The 17,497-nt window shown below is 67.4% G+C and carries 22 protein-coding genes; 12 read left to right on the top strand and 10 right to left on the bottom strand.

The window, feature by feature from the left end; genetic code table 11:
• The first annotated feature begins 38 nt into the window (after positions 1-38).
• Complete coding sequence (locus ACOJUJ_RS20600) at positions 39-224, top strand: hypothetical protein (protein ID WP_420128790.1); 186 nt, start codon at positions 39-41, stop codon at positions 222-224.
• Between the two features lie 178 nt (positions 225-402).
• Positions 403-561 carry a hypothetical protein gene (locus ACOJUJ_RS20595; protein WP_420128789.1) on the top strand — a complete coding sequence of 53 codons (159 nt, stop codon included), beginning with the start codon at positions 403-405 and terminating at the stop codon, positions 559-561.
• 29 nt (positions 562-590) lie between these two features.
• Here ACOJUJ_RS20595 and ACOJUJ_RS20590 read toward each other — a convergent pair whose 3' ends face one another.
• From ACOJUJ_RS20590 to ACOJUJ_RS20570, 5 genes are all read right to left on the bottom strand, one after another.
• Positions 591-1,034: a hypothetical protein gene (locus ACOJUJ_RS20590; protein WP_420128788.1), complete on the bottom strand. Its 444-nt coding sequence runs from the start codon at positions 1,032-1,034 to the stop codon at positions 591-593.
• Positions 1,031-1,597, bottom strand: a complete 567-nt coding sequence (locus ACOJUJ_RS20585; RefSeq protein ID WP_420128787.1) for a hypothetical protein — start codon at positions 1,595-1,597, stop codon at positions 1,031-1,033. The genes ACOJUJ_RS20590 and ACOJUJ_RS20585 overlap by 4 nt, the downstream gene beginning before the upstream one ends.
• 127 nt (positions 1,598-1,724) lie before the next feature.
• Positions 1,725-2,750, bottom strand: coding sequence for a glycerophosphodiester phosphodiesterase (locus ACOJUJ_RS20580; RefSeq protein ID WP_420128786.1), 1,026 nt, complete (start codon positions 2,748-2,750; stop codon positions 1,725-1,727).
• A gap of 246 nt (positions 2,751-2,996) precedes the next feature.
• Positions 2,997-4,427, bottom strand: a complete 1,431-nt coding sequence (locus ACOJUJ_RS20575) for an MATE family efflux transporter (RefSeq protein ID WP_420128785.1) — start codon at positions 4,425-4,427, stop codon at positions 2,997-2,999.
• A gap of 697 nt (positions 4,428-5,124) precedes the next feature.
• Positions 5,125-7,668, bottom strand: coding sequence for a M14 family zinc carboxypeptidase (locus ACOJUJ_RS20570; RefSeq protein WP_420128784.1), 2,544 nt, complete (start codon positions 7,666-7,668; stop codon positions 5,125-5,127).
• A 204-nt stretch (positions 7,669-7,872) separates the two neighbouring features.
• On the opposite strand from ACOJUJ_RS20570, the gene ACOJUJ_RS20565 reads away from it, so the two are divergent.
• The 8 genes from ACOJUJ_RS20565 to ACOJUJ_RS20530 all read left to right on the top strand — a co-directional run bounded on the left by ACOJUJ_RS20565 (position 7,873) and on the right by ACOJUJ_RS20530 (position 12,572).
• Positions 7,873-8,340 carry a hypothetical protein gene (locus tag ACOJUJ_RS20565; RefSeq protein ID WP_420128783.1) on the top strand — a complete coding sequence of 156 codons (468 nt, stop codon included), beginning with the start codon at positions 7,873-7,875 and terminating at the stop codon, positions 8,338-8,340.
• A 68-nt stretch (positions 8,341-8,408) separates the two neighbouring features.
• Positions 8,409-9,041, top strand: coding sequence for a zinc ribbon domain-containing protein (locus ACOJUJ_RS20560; RefSeq protein ID WP_420128782.1), 633 nt, complete (start codon positions 8,409-8,411; stop codon positions 9,039-9,041).
• A gap of 499 nt (positions 9,042-9,540) precedes the next feature.
• A complete protein-coding gene (locus tag ACOJUJ_RS20555) occupies positions 9,541-10,449 on the top strand; it encodes a hypothetical protein (protein WP_420128781.1) in 909 nt (302 codons plus the stop codon).
• Positions 10,450-10,576: 127 nt separating this feature from the next.
• A complete protein-coding gene (locus ACOJUJ_RS20550; RefSeq protein ID WP_420128780.1) occupies positions 10,577-10,741 on the top strand; it encodes a nuclear transport factor 2 family protein in 165 nt (54 codons plus the stop codon).
• Between the two features lie 7 nt (positions 10,742-10,748).
• Positions 10,749-11,015: an ester cyclase gene (locus ACOJUJ_RS20545; protein WP_420128779.1), complete on the top strand. Its 267-nt coding sequence runs from the start codon at positions 10,749-10,751 to the stop codon at positions 11,013-11,015.
• Between the two features lie 156 nt (positions 11,016-11,171).
• On the top strand, positions 11,172-11,462 hold the full coding sequence (locus tag ACOJUJ_RS20540; RefSeq protein WP_420128778.1) for a hypothetical protein: 291 nt from the start codon (positions 11,172-11,174) through the stop codon (positions 11,460-11,462).
• Between the two features lie 49 nt (positions 11,463-11,511).
• A complete protein-coding gene (locus tag ACOJUJ_RS20535) occupies positions 11,512-11,898 on the top strand; it encodes a VOC family protein (protein ID WP_420128777.1) in 387 nt (128 codons plus the stop codon).
• A gap of 89 nt (positions 11,899-11,987) precedes the next feature.
• On the top strand, positions 11,988-12,572 hold the full coding sequence (locus ACOJUJ_RS20530) for a hypothetical protein (protein ID WP_420128776.1): 585 nt from the start codon (positions 11,988-11,990) through the stop codon (positions 12,570-12,572).
• Between the two features lie 23 nt (positions 12,573-12,595).
• On the opposite strand, the gene ACOJUJ_RS20525 is transcribed toward ACOJUJ_RS20530, so the two are convergent.
• Together ACOJUJ_RS20525 and ACOJUJ_RS20520 are read right to left on the bottom strand one after the other, a co-directional pair.
• Positions 12,596-13,024, bottom strand: a complete 429-nt coding sequence (locus ACOJUJ_RS20525) for a GNAT family N-acetyltransferase (protein ID WP_420128775.1) — start codon at positions 13,022-13,024, stop codon at positions 12,596-12,598.
• A gap of 1 nt (position 13,025) precedes the next feature.
• On the bottom strand, positions 13,026-13,880 hold the full coding sequence (locus tag ACOJUJ_RS20520; RefSeq protein ID WP_420128774.1) for a GNAT family N-acetyltransferase: 855 nt from the start codon (positions 13,878-13,880) through the stop codon (positions 13,026-13,028).
• A gap of 114 nt (positions 13,881-13,994) precedes the next feature.
• Here ACOJUJ_RS20520 and ACOJUJ_RS20515 point away from each other — a divergent pair, with 114 nt between their 5' ends.
• Together ACOJUJ_RS20515 and ACOJUJ_RS20510 are read left to right on the top strand one after the other, a co-directional pair.
• A complete protein-coding gene (locus ACOJUJ_RS20515; protein ID WP_420128773.1) occupies positions 13,995-14,219 on the top strand; it encodes a hypothetical protein in 225 nt (74 codons plus the stop codon).
• Complete coding sequence (locus tag ACOJUJ_RS20510) at positions 14,216-14,779, top strand: hypothetical protein (RefSeq protein WP_420128772.1); 564 nt, start codon at positions 14,216-14,218, stop codon at positions 14,777-14,779. The genes ACOJUJ_RS20515 and ACOJUJ_RS20510 overlap by 4 nt, the downstream gene beginning before the upstream one ends.
• 138 nt (positions 14,780-14,917) lie before the next feature.
• Here ACOJUJ_RS20510 and ACOJUJ_RS20505 read toward each other — a convergent pair whose 3' ends face one another.
• Genes ACOJUJ_RS20505 through ACOJUJ_RS20495 form a run of 3 tightly spaced genes read right to left on the bottom strand, consistent with a single transcriptional unit; the run spans position 14,918 to position 17,434 of the window.
• Complete coding sequence (locus ACOJUJ_RS20505) at positions 14,918-15,361, bottom strand: DUF6194 family protein (RefSeq protein ID WP_420128771.1); 444 nt, start codon at positions 15,359-15,361, stop codon at positions 14,918-14,920.
• Between the two features lie 16 nt (positions 15,362-15,377).
• The gene (locus ACOJUJ_RS20500; protein ID WP_420128770.1) at positions 15,378-17,033 is read right to left on the bottom strand and encodes a serine hydrolase domain-containing protein; all 1,656 of its coding nucleotides are present in this window, start codon (positions 17,031-17,033) and stop codon (positions 15,378-15,380) included.
• Between the two features lie 53 nt (positions 17,034-17,086).
• Positions 17,087-17,434: a cupin domain-containing protein gene (locus tag ACOJUJ_RS20495; protein ID WP_420128769.1), complete on the bottom strand. Its 348-nt coding sequence runs from the start codon at positions 17,432-17,434 to the stop codon at positions 17,087-17,089.
• Between the last annotated feature and the right edge of the window lie 63 nt (positions 17,435-17,497).

Here is a 17,497-nt window from a genome sequence, read left to right as displayed (position 1 = left end):
GTGCCGGTGCATCCATCCTTCCAACGCACCATCCCGACATGAAGAAATCGAAGCTCGTACTGGTCCTTCTGGCCGCCCTGGTTCTGGTGGGGGGCGGCGTCCACGGCACGCAGTTGCTGAGCGCCCAAACGGTCCGCTGCTGGGATGTGGTATGTACCGTCGGTAGCAACGGCAGCATGAATTGCGTCGAGGTGCCGAAGCCCTGCCCGCCACAGGTAACCTGAGCAGTTGCCACCGGACGGAGTAACGGAACCGCCACCAGGGCTCACCCGGGTGGCGGTTTCGTATTCAGGACGACTGAGATGGCAGCCCCTCGTACCAGAAGCTGTAGCCGCATCCTTGCCGCGAACCCGATCGGCGCGGTGTCTACCCTATCAACCGGAGGTCCGGATTGCTGGACGCATGACGAAGCCGCGAAGGGCGCTGTTCCCAGCCGGTGTGGGCACGGCGCTGGTGTTTGGAGCCGAGTCGCTACGCGCGGAGGTGCGCTGCTTCTGCCGCGTCGCGTTTCAGACGCTGCACCAGCGGCTGCCTGCCCCGGCGCTTCCTCCAGGAGCGTAACGAGGTAGATGACGAGAGTCCGTGCACGCTCAGCGTCCAGCGACGGCGCGGGGGTACCCCGCGAGCCCGTTCTCCTCGTCCAGCGCCCGTTGCGGCGGGACGTCGGGATACAGGCGCATGGAGTCGAATTCGTCGAGCAGCGTATCAAGATAGCGATCCACAATCTGGTGCAGTTCCGGAGTATGCCCCTGCTCCTGGAACATGCGCTCGATTTCCTCGGCAGCCTGCACGTTCCTCACCGCCGCGGCATGGAACGGCGTGCCGCGCAGCCGCTCCGGCTCTTCGGCCAAGGTGCGCCGCGCTGCATCCTCGTAGTAGTACAGCGGCCGGGGGTAAGTGATGCTCAGCATGGCCACGACGCCATGGAGCGCACCCGCCACCCGGTCCCAGGCCAGTTCAAGCTCCTTGTTCTCAGGCGCGAGCAGCAGCGCCACCTCGGCACGCGAGAGCGGATGGTACGCAGGTGTATTCATGTCACAACCTTTGTTTCCAGCATCGCCAGCGTCGTCATCGGATGCATCCGGACCGTTCCCTCCAGTTCGCCGAGCACCAGGCTGGGGAAGTAGTCGTCACGCTGGTTGTCCGTGAACAGCAATTCGAACTCGGACTCGCGCAGATCCTTCACCAGCACTTCGTGCGATCCCTCCAAACCCGAGTTCTGAAGCGTTCTGCGGGCGGGGGGAATCGCATTGATATCCACACGATAGAGCACTGGATAGAACAGTTCAATGCTGCCGAGCCGACAGAGGCGTCGCAGCCGCGCGGCAGTGATGTTATCCAGTGTACCGGCAGCTTCCTTTTCAGCCACGCCCGCGGCCAGGCTCCGGCGATAGTCATTGATGAAGCGCGAGTACCTGTCACGCTCGGCCCAAGGTTCATAGAAGTGCCCATACAACGCGTAGGGATTCGATGATCCGGGGTTCTCTCCGTGCGGATGGAAGGCGGCGGCCAGCCACGCGTAGTGCGTGCGCGCGTAGAAGTAGTGGTTGATGATCCACGCGAGAACCGGAACGGTGCCGTAGTAATAGCGGGCCATCGGTGGCGTTTGGGGGTGCGGGACACACGATAAAGCAAACGGATTGAACAGGCACAAAACTGGTCAAAGCCCCGCAAAAAAGCAAGGCCTCGCCTGAAAAACACCTGTGGCGCATCCGGAGCGCGCGTTATGCGAGCGCCGCGCGCACCCTCACCGCGACATCCGGAAAATCCGCAAAAACGCCGTCGACGCCGGCGGCATAAAAGACGGCGAGCTCCGCCTCAGCGTCGCCGTGGGTGCCGGCGAAGTCGGCGGCGGAGGGATCGCCGACGTAAAAATCGGCGGGGAGGAAGAAGTTCTCGCTGCGGAAGGTCCACGGATGCACCGCGAGGCCGGCGGCATGGGCGTCGGCGACCAGCGGAGTAGGCGCGGCAAGACGTCCATCCGCGCCGCGGGGGATCACCAGGTCCTTGTGCGGGCCGATGGCGTCCGCGTAGGTGGCGATCTCGGCCAGCCCCGCGGGCGTGGCCAGGTCGGCGTAGGTCCGCGGATCGCCGCGCAGGGCCAGGTCACGCGGGCCGCCGGACGACTCCAGCAGCTGCACCAGGGGCACGCGCGTCATCCCCCGCAGCATCCGCAGGTTCTCCGTCTCGAACGACTGGATGAACACCGGTGCGTCGCGCTCCGTCCATCCTGCCCGCTCCAATGCGGCCAGCAGCGGCTCCTCCAATCCCAGTCCGATGGACTGAAACCAGCCGGGGTGCTTGGTCTCGGGATAGATGCCGATGGTGCGGCCGCGGGCGGCGGACTCACGCTGCGCCAGCTGGATGATCTCGTCCAGCGTGGGCACCTCCAGCCGGCCGTCGTACGCCGTGTTGGCCGGCCGCAGTTGCGGAAGGCGCTCGCGGGCGCGCAGCGTCTTGAGTTCCGCGAGCGTAAAGTCCTCGGTGTACCACCCCTCCACGTCCACGCCGCGCACCGCCTTGACCACGCGCCGGTCGGCGAACTCCGGGCGATCCGACACGTCCGTGGTCCAGCCGATCTCGTTCTCGTGCCGCGCCACCAGCACGCCGTCGCTGGTCGACACCAGGTCCGGCTCGATGAAGTCGGCCCCCATTTCGATCGCGAGGCCGTACGACTCCAGCGTGTGCTCCGGCCGGTAGCCGCTGGCGCCGCGGTGCGCGATGACGATGGGACGGTCTGGGACGGGCATTCGGCGTGAGCGCGGTGTGAAAGTACGAGAGTACGAAGGTACGAAGGTACGAAGGTACGAAGGTACGAAGGTACGAAGGTACGAAGGTACGAAGGTACGAAGGTACGAAGGTACGAAGGTACGAAGGTACGAAGGTACGAAGGTACGAAAGTACGAAGGTACGAAAGTGCGTCCGAAGGTACGGGTACGAACGCACGAGTGCAGTTTCCCGCTATTCCCTATTCCCAATATTCCCTATTCCCTCGCCTACACCACCTTCGTCTTCCATCTGCCGCGCCTAAAGATGAGGCCGCTGACCACCGCCAGGGTGGAGAACGCGATGGTGATCGCCAGGAACGCGCCCAGCGGACCGATCGCCCGCGAGAGCAGCCACGCCAGCGGGATCTCGAAGGCCCAGAACACGGCCAGGTTGATCCAGGTGGGCGTCCAGGTGTCGCCCGCGCCGTTGAACGAGTGGGTGAGCACCATCCCGAACGCGTACAGCGGAAACCCGGCCGCGACCACGCGCAGGGCGGCGGAGCCGTGGCGGATGACCTCCGGGTCCGTGGAGAACAGGCGGATGATCGGCCCCGCCAGCACCACGAACGCCAGCCCCACCACGCCCAGGAACACCAGGTTGTAGACGCACGCCTTCCACACGGCGCGTTCCGCCCGGTCCGGCTTGCCCGCGCCCAGCGCCTGCCCCACCATCGTGGCCGCGGCGTTGCTCAGGCCAAAGCTGGGGAGAAGCGCAAAGATCACCACGCGCATCCCCACCGTGTACCCGGCCAGCACCGGGCTGCCGAACGCGGCCACGATGCGCGCCATCCCGATCCAGCTGGCCGTGCCCACCAGCATCTGCAGCGTGGCGGTGCCGGACAGGCGAAGGATCTGCCCCATCGCCGCGAAGTCCGGCGCCAGGTGCCGCCGCCCCACGGGGATGCGCCCGTCCTTGCGCGTCAGCCGCCACAGGGCGAACGCCGCGCCCGTCGAGCGGCCGATGGTGGTCGCCACCGCCGCGCCGGTCACCCCAAGCTGCGGAAACGGCCCCAGGCCAAAGATAAAGCAGGGGCACAGGACGATGTTGATGAGGTTCGCCAGCCACAGCACGCGCATGGCGATGGCCGCGTCGCCCGCGCCGCGGAAGATGGCGTTCACCACGAACAGGATGATGATGGCCGCCTCGCCGCCCAGCATCACCCGCGCGTATCCCGTTCCGGTGCGTATGACCTCTGGCGACGCGCCCATCATCGCCAGCAGCCGCGGCGCCAGCAGCGACCCGATGATGCCCAGGATAGCGGAGATGACGAGCGCCAGCATGATGGCCTGTCCCGCGGCGTGCGCGGCGCCCTCCGGGTTCTTTTCGCCGATGCGGCGCGCCACCAGCGCCGTGGCGCCGATCCCCAGCCCCATGGCCAGGGCGTAGACCACGGCCAGCAGCGACTCGGTAAGCCCCACGGCGGCCACCGCGTCCGCGCCCAGGCGAGAGACGAAGAAGATGTCGACGACGGCGAACACGCTCTCCATCGCCATCTCCAGCACCATGGGCACGGAAAGGAGAAGGATGGAGCGGCCCACCGGCCCGTCGGTGTAGTCCTGGTGCGAGCCGCGCAGTGCTTCGCGCACCGAGCTCCAGAAGCCCGGCGGCGGATGTGCGCCCGTCTCCGTGGCGGGAGACAGCTCGAGATGGCTTGACATTTCGGTCGATGCGGTTGCTTCCCCTGCATCCACGCGAGCGAAGGAGCGCTCCGGCGGACGCGGACGGGGAGGTGATCAGAACAGGGTGCCGGGAGGAAAAGCACGCACATAGGCGCGCGGTGCGTCACACTGGACGCGGGCGGAGGGAGGGCCTCCCGGAGGCTGCAACCCTACCCGATCAGCAAACGATCATCGACTCCGTGAGCCTGCTGGGGAAGAAACGCGGGGCGGCGAGATCCCTTTCGCCGTGCCCGTTGGAGAGCGACAAACATATTCGAAACGGATGAAGCATCAACCCCCGTGTATCATCCGATCCGAAACGAGAAGAATGGTCTCACACGGAGTCAACGGAGTCAACGGAGTTTTCTCGTGCCGTTTTCGCTGGCACTGAGCGCTTTCACAAGCTTCACAAGAATGGCCTCACGCAGAGTCACCAGAGTTAGCAGAGTTTGTTCGAGGTGCTTCGACGGATCCCGTGCCGTATCCTCTTTTCTCCCAGGGGACAAGGATGGACAGGGCAATGTCTACTCTGCTAACTCTGGTGACTCTGCGTCTGCGTGAGGATTTGTTTTTCTTGAGATGATGACGAACGCCCCGGAGCCGCAGAGGCCTCGGGGCGCGTCATCATCCATCCAGCAAAACTCCGTTAACTCCGTTGACTCCGTGTGAGGCCCATCTGTTCAGGACCTCAACGACATCACGGACCCAGCAGAATCGCGTTCACGTACAGCGGGTGCGTGGAGCGCCAGAACAGGCGGAAGAGCGGGTCGTCAGCAAAGAGGACGATGCTGCCGCCGCCCAGTCGCTTGGTCACCAGCCACGAGCCCTGCTCCAGGCGCCGCACGTTCTCGGGGCTGATCACGCCGGAGATGCGCTGCAGCCGCTCGGGGAAGTACGCCACCGTCTCCACGCCTTCCGCGGGCTCGAACACCGTGGTGCCCGAATGCAGCGCGTACGTCTCCGCCGGGCGGCCGTCCATCCCGGCGCCGTACGCCAGCGGGTGCGCGGGGTCCAGGCGCAGGGGGAAAATGGCTCCGGGCACCTCCTGCCTCCACTCCCGCCGCTGCCGCTCCTCGCGCCCGGCCAGGTAGCGCGCGCGGTCGTTGGCCGCGCTGTCGCCGCGCGCGCCCTCGCGCACCTTGACCTCGGCCATCCCCGCCACCGCCTCCGCGCCGCCGGCCACGGCGATCAGCCGGCCGCCGCCCTGCACCCAGCTCTTGAGCGCCTCGTCCGCGCCGCGGATGGCGCGCGGCGACGCGTCCGGCAGCACGATCACGTCATACTCCGACAGGTCGGCGGCGGTCAGGTCCGACGCCATCAGCGCATCGAACGGCATCCCCAGCTGCTGCTCCAGGAAATACCAGTGCCCGCCGAACGAGGTGGGGCTCACCCCCTCACCCGCGATCACCGCCACGCGCGGCAGTTCCGCACGCGCCACGTTCTCGCTCCCCAGGTCGATGCCGCTCTCCGCCATCCCGGTGGCTACCGGGCGCACCAGCCCGCCCAGCCCCGCGGCGGTGATCCGCGCCTGCACCGTGTCGTTGCCGCGCGCGGGGATGAACCACGTGCCCGCCGGCCAGGTGCGCCCGCCGAACGTCGACGGCCTGCCCAGCACCCGCGCCCGGCCGCCGCCGGCCAGAAAGCGCACCATCGGCGCGGAGGCGGCGTCGCCCGGGGCTACCAGGTAGCCCACGCCCGGGGCCGGCGCGGCCACGTTCGCCTGCCGCCCCGCCGGCGCCTGCACGGGGGTCCACCCCGCCCCCGCCCCGGCCGGCGCGCGGTACGCCGCCACGCCGTACGCGTACGGCAGCGACCAGGCGCTCACGTCGTACGAGTACTCGGCCTTGAGCTCCGTCTCCGGCTGCAGCAGGGTCACGGCCAGGCGCCCCAGCGGCTGCCGGGCGCGCACGCGGTACGTCCCCGCCGGGAACGACGACGCCGACGGCCACCCCGGGTACGCCGTGGCGCGGGCGCCAAAGCCGCTGGAGGCGCGCTCCACCTCGATCCCCTGCTGGCGCAGGTGCGTCACCAGCGCCTCGATGCGCGTGGGGTCGTCGCCCGGCACCAGCAGGAAGTCCTGCTCGCCGGCGCCCGCGGTGCGCTGGCCGGCGGCGTAGTCCGTCAGCAGCCGCGTCTTTTCCGCGGCGGCGGTGCGCAGCGTGGCTTGGCCGCTGGTGCGGTGGTGCTGCGCGCGGTCGTGCAGCGTAAGCGTGTCGCCGCTCTCCTGCTGAATGGCGATGCCGGCGGCGCTGTGGCCGGCCTGCTCGTACGTCATCCCCACGGCGCCGGTCAGGCTGGGCCAGCTGTCGCCGTAGCCGGGGTAGAACAGGTCGAACGCCTCGCCGCTGTAGTAGTCCCAGCCAAACTGATCGAACGCCCGCGCGTTGCTCTGCCCGAACCGCTTGCCCCAGTCCAGCACGTGCTGGGGGTAGATGGGGTTGATGGGCGCGGCCGCGGGAAAGAAGAAGTAGCTGCTGTTGTAGAACATCTCGTGAAAGTCCACGTGCACCTGCGGGTTCCACCGCCACCACGTGGCCAGCCGCGCGCGGGTCTCGGGCTGCGTGCCCCAGCTCCAGTCGCGGTTCAGGTCGAACAGGTAGTGGTTGAAGCGGCCGCCCGGCCACGGCTCACGGTGCTCGCGGGCCTGCGGGTTCACGTTGGGCTCGGCGCCCACGACGGAGCTGAACCAGTTGACGTAGCGGTCGCGGCCGTCCGGGTTGGCGGAGGGGTCGATGATGACGACCAGCGACTCCAGCACACCGGCCACCTCGGGCGCGTTGCGCGCCAGGTCCCACGCGGTGTAGAGCGCCGCCTCGCTGGACGAGCTTTCGTTGCCGTGCACGCCGTAGCTGAAGTAGACGATCGCGGGGTTGGATTCCGCGATCTGCCGCGCGCGCTCGGCCGAGGTCTCGGGCCGGGTGAGCTCGGCGTTGGCGGCCAGAATGCCGTCCAGCCGCTGCAGGTTTTGCGGGGTGGCGATGACCAGCTGGATGAGCTCGCGCCCCTCCGGCGTGGTGCCGTACGGCCGGTAGTCCACCAGCGGCGAGGCCTCGGCCAGCGCGCGCGCGTACTGCTGCACCCCCGCGTACGAGGTAAAGCGCTCGCCCAGCTGGTGCCCCAGCACCTCGGCGGGCGACGGGGGCGCCTGCTGCGCGGCGGCCGCGCCCGCCGCCAGCGCCTGGGCGAGAAAGGCCGCGGCCGCCGCGTGGCGGTAGGATCTGCGAAGGTTGGGGCGTGCCATGCCGGTACTGGTTTCGTGGGTGAACGGGTGACCCGCCCGTAGCTTATCCGGCGGCCGCGGGCGGCGCAACGCGTGACTTGACACAAACGCACGGCGCCGGTACGCTCCGGTTCCGGAAAACCGTCGCGCGGGCGCTTTCCCCGCGGCGTCCGGCGCGCTTCCGTCGCCCTGGCGGTATCCAGACGTTTACGCAGTTTGAACCCGATGACGACCATCCGCCGCCCCCGCCTGATCCTGGCCACCGCCCTCCTGCTGGCCGCGTGCGGCAACGACGAGCAGCCAGCGGGCGTGATTCCGCCGGAAAAGTTCGTGGCGGCCAACGTGGCGGTGCGGTCGCTGCCCGACGACGCGTCTGCCCGGGAGCGCGCGGCGGTGCTGCGCAAGCACGGCGTGACGGAGGTGCAGCTCAAGGCGTGGGTCAACGGCCACGCCCGCGATCCCGAGACGCTGGCCAAGGCGTGGGAGCAGATCGCCTTCCGCCTGGACAGCCTGAGCAACCCCACCGTGCCGCCGCCGCCCGCGCCCACGACGCCCGACGGTCAGGTGCCGCCGCCGCGGCCCGCGGAGATGGCGGACTCCGTCATCACCCGGCTCCCCCCGCCGCCGCCCGACAGGGTGGGCGATCCGCGCATGGCTCCCCCCCGGCCCGGCCGCAAACCGGCCGTGCAGTAGGCCGGGCGAGGACCGCCGGGGCGCAACCGGCGGTCCGTCTCCCGGGATCCGCATCCCCTTCCCCGTCGTTGTCCGGCCGCGCGCAGGCGATTCCCGGCGGCAAGGACCCCACCATCCGCGTCTGGCGTGTGACAATCCGGCGCACCGTGCACCTCGATCCCCCCCTCACCCCGATCCGTTCCGCATCCATGACATCCGCCTACCACGCGGAGCCGCCCGAGGCAGTCTCATCGGCGGTCACCCTGATCTACGTCACGCTGGCCATCGGCGTGGTCCGGTTGATCCTGGAGTGGCCGGAAGTCTCGCAGGGGGTCCCGACGGACGTGCTGATGATCTCGACGCTCGCCGGGTACGCGCTGGTCGTGTGGCTGGCGTCGCGTGTGTCGCGGGGGCGCAACTGGGCACGCATCGTGTTCCTGGTCCTGTTCATCCTGGGCGCGCCCTTTACCATCGTACCTCTGCTTGAGTCCCTGGGGACGTCGCCGTTTTCCGCGCTGCTGGGCATCATCCAGCTCGTGCTGCAGGCCCTCGCCGTGGTGTCGATGTTCAGCCGCAAGGCAGCACCGTGGTTCACCGGCGCGGACGCGGGGAGCGCGGGATCGCCGGATCTGCGCAAATGCCCGTACTGCGCCGAATGGATTCGCCGCGAAGCCATCAAGTGCCGCTACTGCGGATCCGACCTGGCCCCAGCCGTCCGGTGACGCGCCTTCGCGACTGGCCCGCGCGCCGCATCCGCCGCATGAACGCCACGCGACGGACGACATGATGAGGCTCCTGCGGCTTGCCCCGCCGTCCTGCTGACCATCCGCATCCTGCTGGATTCTATCACGCTCGTGTGGTCCGTGCTGCGGTGGCGGCAACGCAGATTGAGGCACCCGGCGTGACGATCAGCCGAACCCATACGGTTGCTGGATCGTATGCTCGCGCCGCGCCAGAAGTCGGATGACGAGCTGCGGCGGGTTTCGCAAGAACGTTGCGCCGGCGCGATGGTCATGGCAGACTGCAGGGGCCGCGAACGCCCTTGGTGTGTGCTTCGCCAGTATAGACACCACGTTCAGGCGTGCTCGGAAACCCGGTTTTTACCTAAACGCCAGTCAACCGCCACCTAATTCGGGCAGCGAGGAGGCCTTTGCCACGTCGCCAAATCCTGCCCGAATCGAGTGTGGCGGAGATCCTTCCAGGGATAAGTCCTATTGAGCAATGACTGATTCTGAGGCTTTGCCCGTCACAACCACCTCCGTTACGAAGCCGCTCGACTTGGTAAAGGCGGGTGGGCTCATCATTGGTGTTCTGTACGGGCTCGGATTTCTCGTTGTCACTCTTCACCTGAGCCAGTACCACGTCCTTCCCTTCGGGCTGCTACGCGTTCAGTATCTGCTCGCTGGCATCTGGGTGCTCGTTCCACTCGCGACGGTGGTGGTTCCCCTGATTTGGGTCGCCGCGGTTCTACACAATGAGTACCAGCAAAAGAAAGTCATTCAGCACGGACGTGTGAAGCGGATCGTGTTTCATGCCAAAAAACTCCTCTTTGCCTTGGCGGTTGCGATTGGGTGGTTAAACGTTGCCGGGCAAATGTTCGTATTCTCAGCCCCCGAATTCCGCGTTCACTGGCAAAGCATAGAGGCCGTCTCACTAATAAAGTATGCCGGAGTGATTCTGGCATATGGAACATTGATGGCGAGCACTGTTTACAGCACATTCCTATTCTTGGGTGACGTTGACGGCGAGCACTTGCGCGCATCAGCGAACGACTTGCTCTGGGGTATAGCGTTTGGAAGCTTCTCTTTCATGCTTTCAATAGGCTACATCATGCATTTTTCTACGTCGGCATACCCACATATTCCCGCCGTTCTGGGAGGCGGCGCACCAGTCGAAGTGGTCATGCTTCCGGAAGACGCAGACTCCATCCCGTTGCGGAACCGGGTAACGGCGGCGATCAAACAGGCTCACGTATATTACCTGCTGCTTGAAACCGACCAAGCATACGTCCTTCTGACTTCGAGACGCGGTGATCGCGTAGTCGTAGTCAACAAAGACGGAACTGCAGGAATTTCCTTCACCGGTGCGCCAGTCAAACTACAGAGCATCCGGCGCGGCACAGTGAGATAGCGCCCTGATGAGGTACAAGTGCCTCGTTGGAATCTTCGAATCCGAAGGCCCAGAGCATAGTGTCGTCCCAGACTCCCACGGCACCTGCGAGGGGGGCCCTTCACGCACATCATCTCCTCCCATGACGATGACACCCGAACCCGCCTCCCGCCCGGAAGCCGAACGGCTGGCGATCGAGTTCCTGTCGCGCGTGTGGGGCCCCGCGCACGACCTGGACGCCATCGACGAGCTGATGACAGAGGATTACGCCATCCACTCCGCCGGCTCCATCATCCGCGGGCGCGACACCTAAGGCGTGGGTGGCGAGCTTTCAGACGGTGCTGGAAGGTGCGCAGAACGAGATCCTGGAGGTGTTCGCCGATGGATCGGGCGAGCGGGTGGTTTCCCGCTGGCTGTGCACGGGGCGCAACAACGGCATCTTCGGCCTGCCGGCGGATGGGCGCGCGGTAGCCTTCACCGGCATCGCCATCTGGCGGGTGCAGGACGGACGCCTGGCTGAGTGCTGGGCCGAGCGCGCCGCGCTGGAGGCGTTCCGCGCACTGACGGCCGACGCCAGGGAGCACTGACACGGCTCGGACGGAGAGCCACAACGAGGCCGATCATGTCCAGTTGGGGCGGATCTCCTCGACACGTCACGCTGCGCGTTGCGGAAGACGGCGGAAGTGTGCATTCTGTTGACTTGCGCCTCCGGAAACGCCGTCCGCATCCAGGATCACCGATCCATGAACGCCGTCCGCACCCTGATGTTCGCCCTGTTGCTCGTCGCGCTCACGATCACGCTTCTGCTCGCCGGAGCAACGGGTGTGGGCATGCTGCTGGACCGGCTGCTCCCGGATGTGGGGCTGGGAACCGGCATCCTCATCGGCGTGCTGGCACTGTCCGTCAGCGTAAACTTTGTGCTGAACCTTCTCGGCCAGGCAAACTCCCTGCGGGACGAACTGGACGAAGCGGAGATGGAGGAACTTGTCACCGTCCTTCACCGGCCGACCCGCAAGCGCCGCCCCCGGCGGTAGCCCGCCAGGCTGCGTCCGCGTACTCCATCCACCAGACCTCATCCAGACCATGCCAGCCAGCCACAAACCCGACGGTTACCCCAGCGTTGCGCCGTACCTGATCGTCAACGGCGCGCGCGGCACCATCGACTTTCTGAAGCAGGTCTTTGGCGCGCAGGAGCTTCGCGTCTTTGGCACGGATGACGGCAAGGTGATGCACGGCGAGGTGCGCATCGACGACACCGTGGTGATGGTGGCGGATGGCGCCGAAGGCTGGCCGCCGATCCCGGCGCACGTGCACGTCTACGTGGCGGACGTGGACGACACCTGGCGCCGCGCCCTTGCCGCCGGCGCCGAATCCGTCCAGGAGCCGGTTCAGAAGGGCGACGAAGACAAGCGCGGCGGCATCAAGGACGCCGGCGGCACCACCTGGTGGATCGCCACGCGGGTGGGGTAGACGGATCGTTCGTATGGACGATAACATGCAGGCGCGGTTGCCCTGCCGCTGGCGGCCGCGCCCTCTTCACCCACCCCACTCAACCTCCAATGAGCTGGATTACGATTCTTGTCGTCGTCGCGGTCGGCGGCGCCGGGCTGCTGATGCGCTCGCGGCGGACGTCCGCACCCACCATCACCGGGCCGGTGCTGGGGATTCTGGATCTGGACCGCGCCCGCTTCGGCTCGCTCGCCAGCGAGGACCGCACCGCACTCGGTCCGCTGTTCAATTCCGTGGTGGAGTCCGACGGCGCACCGCCCACGTGCGACGTGCTGCTGCTGTACTGTGAGATCGAGACGGGTGGAAAGGTGGGCGGATCGCCGCTTTCGCTGCGGCAGATCATCCGTGACGCCGGGGCCCGCGTGGTGATCGTTGCGGCGGAGAACGACCCGGAGCGCTACATGGAGGCCGCCCAGCCTGCCGGGTACGGCGCCGCCAACCTGGTGATGGCACTGGAGCGGAAGGGTGATGCGTTCCCGGCGTTCTTTGGCAAGCTGTTCGGCCTGATGTTCCGCGGCGTCTCCATGCCCGTGGCGTGGGCACAGCTCGCGCCGCAGATCCCCGGCCACGAGCACGCCGGCCTTCCCGAGAGCATCTTTGCCTGCGAGCTGGGCCAGATCACGTTCACGGCGTGATCCCGGCGCGGCGCATCGGCAGCCTACCGCAGGCGCATCAGCGCGGCTGTGGTAGGCCTGAAGCCGCAGCTTCGATAGAAGCCGTCGAGGTGCGGTTCGTAGTCCACGTGCATCCACTCGGCCCCGCCTTCGCGCGCCGCTTCGACCGCCCGCAGCGCCAGTTCCGTCCCGATCCCGCGCCCCCGACGGTCCGGGTGAACCGTGGGATCGAGCAGAAAGGCGTGCGCGCCGCCGTCCCACGCCACGTTCACGTATCCAACCAGCTCGCCACCCGCGAACGCGCCGATCCACGCCATGCTGCGCGCCAGCACGCCGGCGAACGCACGCGGCTGATGGTTGGGCCAGGCAGCCGCGAACAGCGCGTTCAGTTCGTTCTCTGAGAGCGGCGGGTTCAGACGAAAGCTGATGCTGTCCAGCGGCGAGGGAGTGGGCGTGAGGTCGTCGCGGGGCATCTCAGTGCTCTCGTCGCGCGTCCGCCGGCCGCAGCTGCCACTTGGTGCGTGTGTAGGCGACGCGGAAACCCTGGCGTTCCGCGTTGCGCTGCGATGCGCTGCCGGGCTGCGCGACGATCATCATCAGGTCGCACCCCCGCTCGGCCGCGAAACGCAGCCGGGCCTGCAGCAGGGCCCGCTGCGCACCCCGGCGGCGGGCGGCGGCGATCGTGCTCGCCCCCGCCAGCAGCGCCACGCCATCCCTGACGTTCAGGCCGCCGGCGCCCACCGGGTGGCCGTCGAGCTCGACCAGAAACGCGGAGGCGCCCTCCGCGCGTGCGCTGATCTTTCCCATCTCCAGCATGAAGTCCATCAGTTCGGGCGACTCCGTGCTCCACCCCTCCGCCGCAACCCTGGCCCACAGATCCGCCTCATCCGCCTCGATGCGCCGTACCCGCAGCCCTCCACTGACGGGGACGGTGGATAGCGCACCGGTGACGGGGCGAAACATCACGCTGCTGAACTCGATCGGCTGATAGCCGCGGCCGTTGAGGTGCGGCAGCAGGGCGGGTGCGGCCAGCGGACTGATCTCGTGGTCTACGCCCGCGCCGCGCTGCTGAAAGAACGCTTCGAGCGCCTGGAACTCCGCCTCGCCAGCTTTGGCGAACAGCCCCAGCCCGAACGTCTGCGTGAGCGGCGAGCCCACGCCGTCGAACATGGCGTACGCGCCCGCCACCTCGATCCACGCGGCGCCGCTCTCCGGCTGCAGCCGCGCGCGTGCGGCCACGAACGCCGCGTTGGCCGACGCCTCGACGCGCTCCAGCCTGCGCGCCAGCGCCAGGTCGATGAGCGGGTAGGCTGCTTGCGAGTATGACATTGGGGGGTTGGGCGGGACGTCGCTGGTGGTATTACGTTGATGTCATCCTGCGGCCCGAATATACTCAGGCGTGACCCGGAGCCGGAACCAGCACATGCTCGCAAGCAACCCGCGATGAGCGATACCAGCCCAGCCGCACAAGCCGTTCAGGACGAGATCCATCGCCGCATGCCGGGCGAGGAAAAGTTGAAGCTGGCCATGGATATGAGCGACATGGCCCGGAACTTCGCGCTCACCCGGCTGCGCACGGAGCATCCCGACTGGACGGATTGGGAACTTAAACGTGAGCTTCTGCGCTACGCGTTCGGGGCAGAACCCTGGCCCCTGCCTCTCCGTTGACTACGCAGGATCTCTTTACCCGGGTGCTCGGCGCGCTTGAAGCGGCGGGGATTCCGGTAATGCTGACGGGCTCGTTCGCGAATTCCTATCATGGCGCACCACGGGCGACCCAGGACGTGGACTTTGTCATCGCGCCGACAGCTGAACAGCTTCGTAACTTCGTGGCGCTCCTTCCCCGCGACCAGTTCTATGTTGATGAAGGAGCCGCACGCGAGGCGCTGCGCCTGGAAGGGTTGTTCAACCTGATCGACCTGCGAACGGGCTGGAAGGTCGACCTGATCATCCGGAAGTCCCGGCCGTTCAGCCGCGAGGAGTTCGAACGGCGGAGTCTGGTAGCGATCGAAGGGGCCCATGTTCCGGTAGCCACGCCGGAAGACATCCTGATCGCCAAAAGGGAATGGGCGCGCATGGGCCAATCAGCGCGCCAGATTGAGGATGCGGCGAGGATGCTCCGCGTGGGGTCTGAGCGAATCGACCGGACGTACGTGGAGCACTGGGTAACAGAGCTCAGGCTCGACGAAGAGTGGGCTGCGGTGCAACGAGCGGCATTTCCAGAGTAGCGCGTCCCACTGCGGTCAGGCCACACCCCTTCTGAAGCGGCCGCAGCCACCCAGCGGCGAGACCATGAGGGTGCCGTATTGCTTCGGCGTCTCGCGTGCATACAGATGCCGACCTCGGGCTTCATCATCAGAACCCATTCACTCCGATGGTTCTCTACGGTTCGCCCGGAGCACGGCCCGTTCGTACGCCTCCCGCAGCAAGCCCTGGACGACCTCGAACGTTTCCGCGCCGGGGCTCACCACGCAGATCCACGACTGCGGCGCGTAGTGGGGATGGGGAAGAATCTGGTCCCGCAGCGTGAAATCGTGATCACCGTCGATGATGCCGGCGGAGCCCAGCCGCGGCTTCTCGTCGCCAAGCAGCGAGCGATACGTGTCGCGGCTCACCCCGATGTTCAGCCGGTACGCGCCGTCGCGATCCAGTTCGGACACGCGATCATGCTCGTTGTCGGCCATGGCGAGCGTGGCGAACGGAAGCATCCGCTCGGAGCCGTAGAAGAAGAAGGTGTAGCTGTACGCCTCCGTGGTTTCCACGCCCGGAAAGGATTCGATGATGTAGCCGGCGATTTCGGTGGCGTTCATGGTGTGCCTCAGCCCCTTACCGCCGAACCCGCTCGAAGCGCACGCCACGGGTACGCCCGCTGCTCATCCGCATCACCTCGACACGGCCCCCGCGTCCACGGGTGAACGCGAGCAGAAAATCTCCCGCGAAGGTGTCGCCGTACGCCGGATACACCGTCCGCTCCGCACCTCCCCGCGTCCGCAGCACCAGCGTGCTGTCCGTCGCCACAACGGTATACGTCGCGCCCAGCTCCTCGCTGTACCAGGTGCCGGCGTACGCCTCCAGCTGCGCGCGCGATGGCTGGGACCGTTCCTGGCGGCGCAGCGTCACCGGCGTCCGCCGCGGCCACGCCAGCACCGTCTGCACCAGACCGCCATCGGGCGTGAACTCCAGTTCCACGGGCTGCGTGCCCACGCGAAACCGGCGCTCCCCCATCGGCAGCAGCGCCGGTCCGTTGGTACGGCCCGCCACCAGGGTGTCACCGCGCCGCGTGATAAAGAAAGGTCCGCCGGTCACCGGGTGCACGTACACGCCCTCCAGCGCGGACAGCTCCTCCGGCGCCAGCGTCGCACGCGCCGTCGGCGGCGCGGGAGCGGGCACCAGACGGTCGCCCAGCAGCACGTCCGCCACGCTCCGGGTCAGGGCCGAGGGATTGGCCTGGGCCGCGTTGCACAACAGCGCCACCGACAGATTGTGCTCGGGAAAGCGGCCCAGATAGGTGCGATACCCGGCGTCCGCGCCGCCGTGGCCCACCAGCCGTGCCCCGCGGTACTCCTCCGTGGCGATCCCCAGCCCGTAGCCGGTAGTGTCGCCGCCCGCCACGACGGCGCTGGCCATCATCTCGCGCCACATCCCCTCGTCCCCCACCCGGGGCGTGAAGAGGTTGGCGTCCCACTTCAGCAGGTCACCCACGGTGGTGAACAGGCTGGTGGCCCCGTAGGTGTCGTAGTTGGGCAGGCTTACGCGCCACCCGCCCGCCGGCCGCCGCGCGTACCCCGCCGCCCGCCCCTTCACGACCTCGGTGTAGTCATCGTGAAAGTGCGTGTCGCCCATCCCCAGCGGCTTGAAGATCCGCTCGTCCGCGAACTCGCGCAGCGACTTGCCGCTCACGCGCCGCACCACCACCGCCGCCAGGGTGTAGCCCGTGTTGCTGTACAGGTATTCCGTGCCGGGGACAAAGTTCAGGGCCTTCTGGCGCGCGACGATCTCCAGCACGTCGTCTTCCGTGATGCGGTTCTCCTCGAACCGCCCCCGCGCCATCGACAGCAGGTCCCACTGGTCGCGCAGGCCGCTGGTGTGCGTGAGCAGGTGGCGCAGCGTGATGCGGTGCCCGTAGTCGGGCAGTTCCGGCAGGTGGCGCCGCACGTCGTCTTCCAGCGACAGCTTGCCGTCGCGCGCCAGCAGCATCACCGCCGCCGCCGTGAACTGCTTGCTGACGGACGCCACGTGAAAAACCGACGCGGGGGTGATGGGACTCTCCGTCTCCAGGTTGGCCAGCCCGTAGCCGTTCTGAAAGACGAGGATCCCGCCGCGGCTGACGCCCACCGCGCATCCCGGCCCGTCGGCGGCGCTCCACGCCGCGAAGACGCGGTTCAGCGCCACGCGCGTGCTGTCGTTCATGGGCTGCTGTGCGGCGGCCGGCAAGGCGCCGATGCAGAGCGCGGCGCAGGCCAGGATCGGGAGACGGTACATGGTGCCCGGTAGCGGTGGGAGGGTGGGGTAGAACAGTCCAGATGCGCGCGACGTCAGGGGCTTTCCGGGTCCAGGTTCTCCTGGATGAAGTCGGGACTCAGATGCACATCCATCTGCACCAGGGGAGCATCGCCGATGCACGTGAAGCTGTGCACCTCGCCCGCCTTGATCACCAGGATGTCGCCGGCCCCGGCCTCGAACGTCTCTCCGTCGACCGTATACCGGCCGCGCCCCGACTGGATGAACTGCACCTCGTCGTAGGGATGGCGATGCGGCCCCGGCCCGCTCCCCGGTTGCCCGTTGAAGAGGAAGACGGAGATCCCGGTGTCCCCCTGATCCGCCCCGACGAAGCGGTGCGAACTGCCCCGGTGGGGCAGATCCTCGTGACGAATGCGGTGCATCGGAGCGAGGCTGGTTGTCTTCGAGGTTCGTGAATCCGCGAGCGAAGCGTCGCCGCCATCAAA

Source organism: Longimicrobium sp., from assembly GCF_048594345.1.
Taxonomy (GTDB): domain Bacteria; phylum Gemmatimonadota; class Gemmatimonadetes; order Longimicrobiales; family Longimicrobiaceae; genus Longimicrobium.
This window is presented reverse-complemented; position numbering and strand designations above follow the sequence as displayed.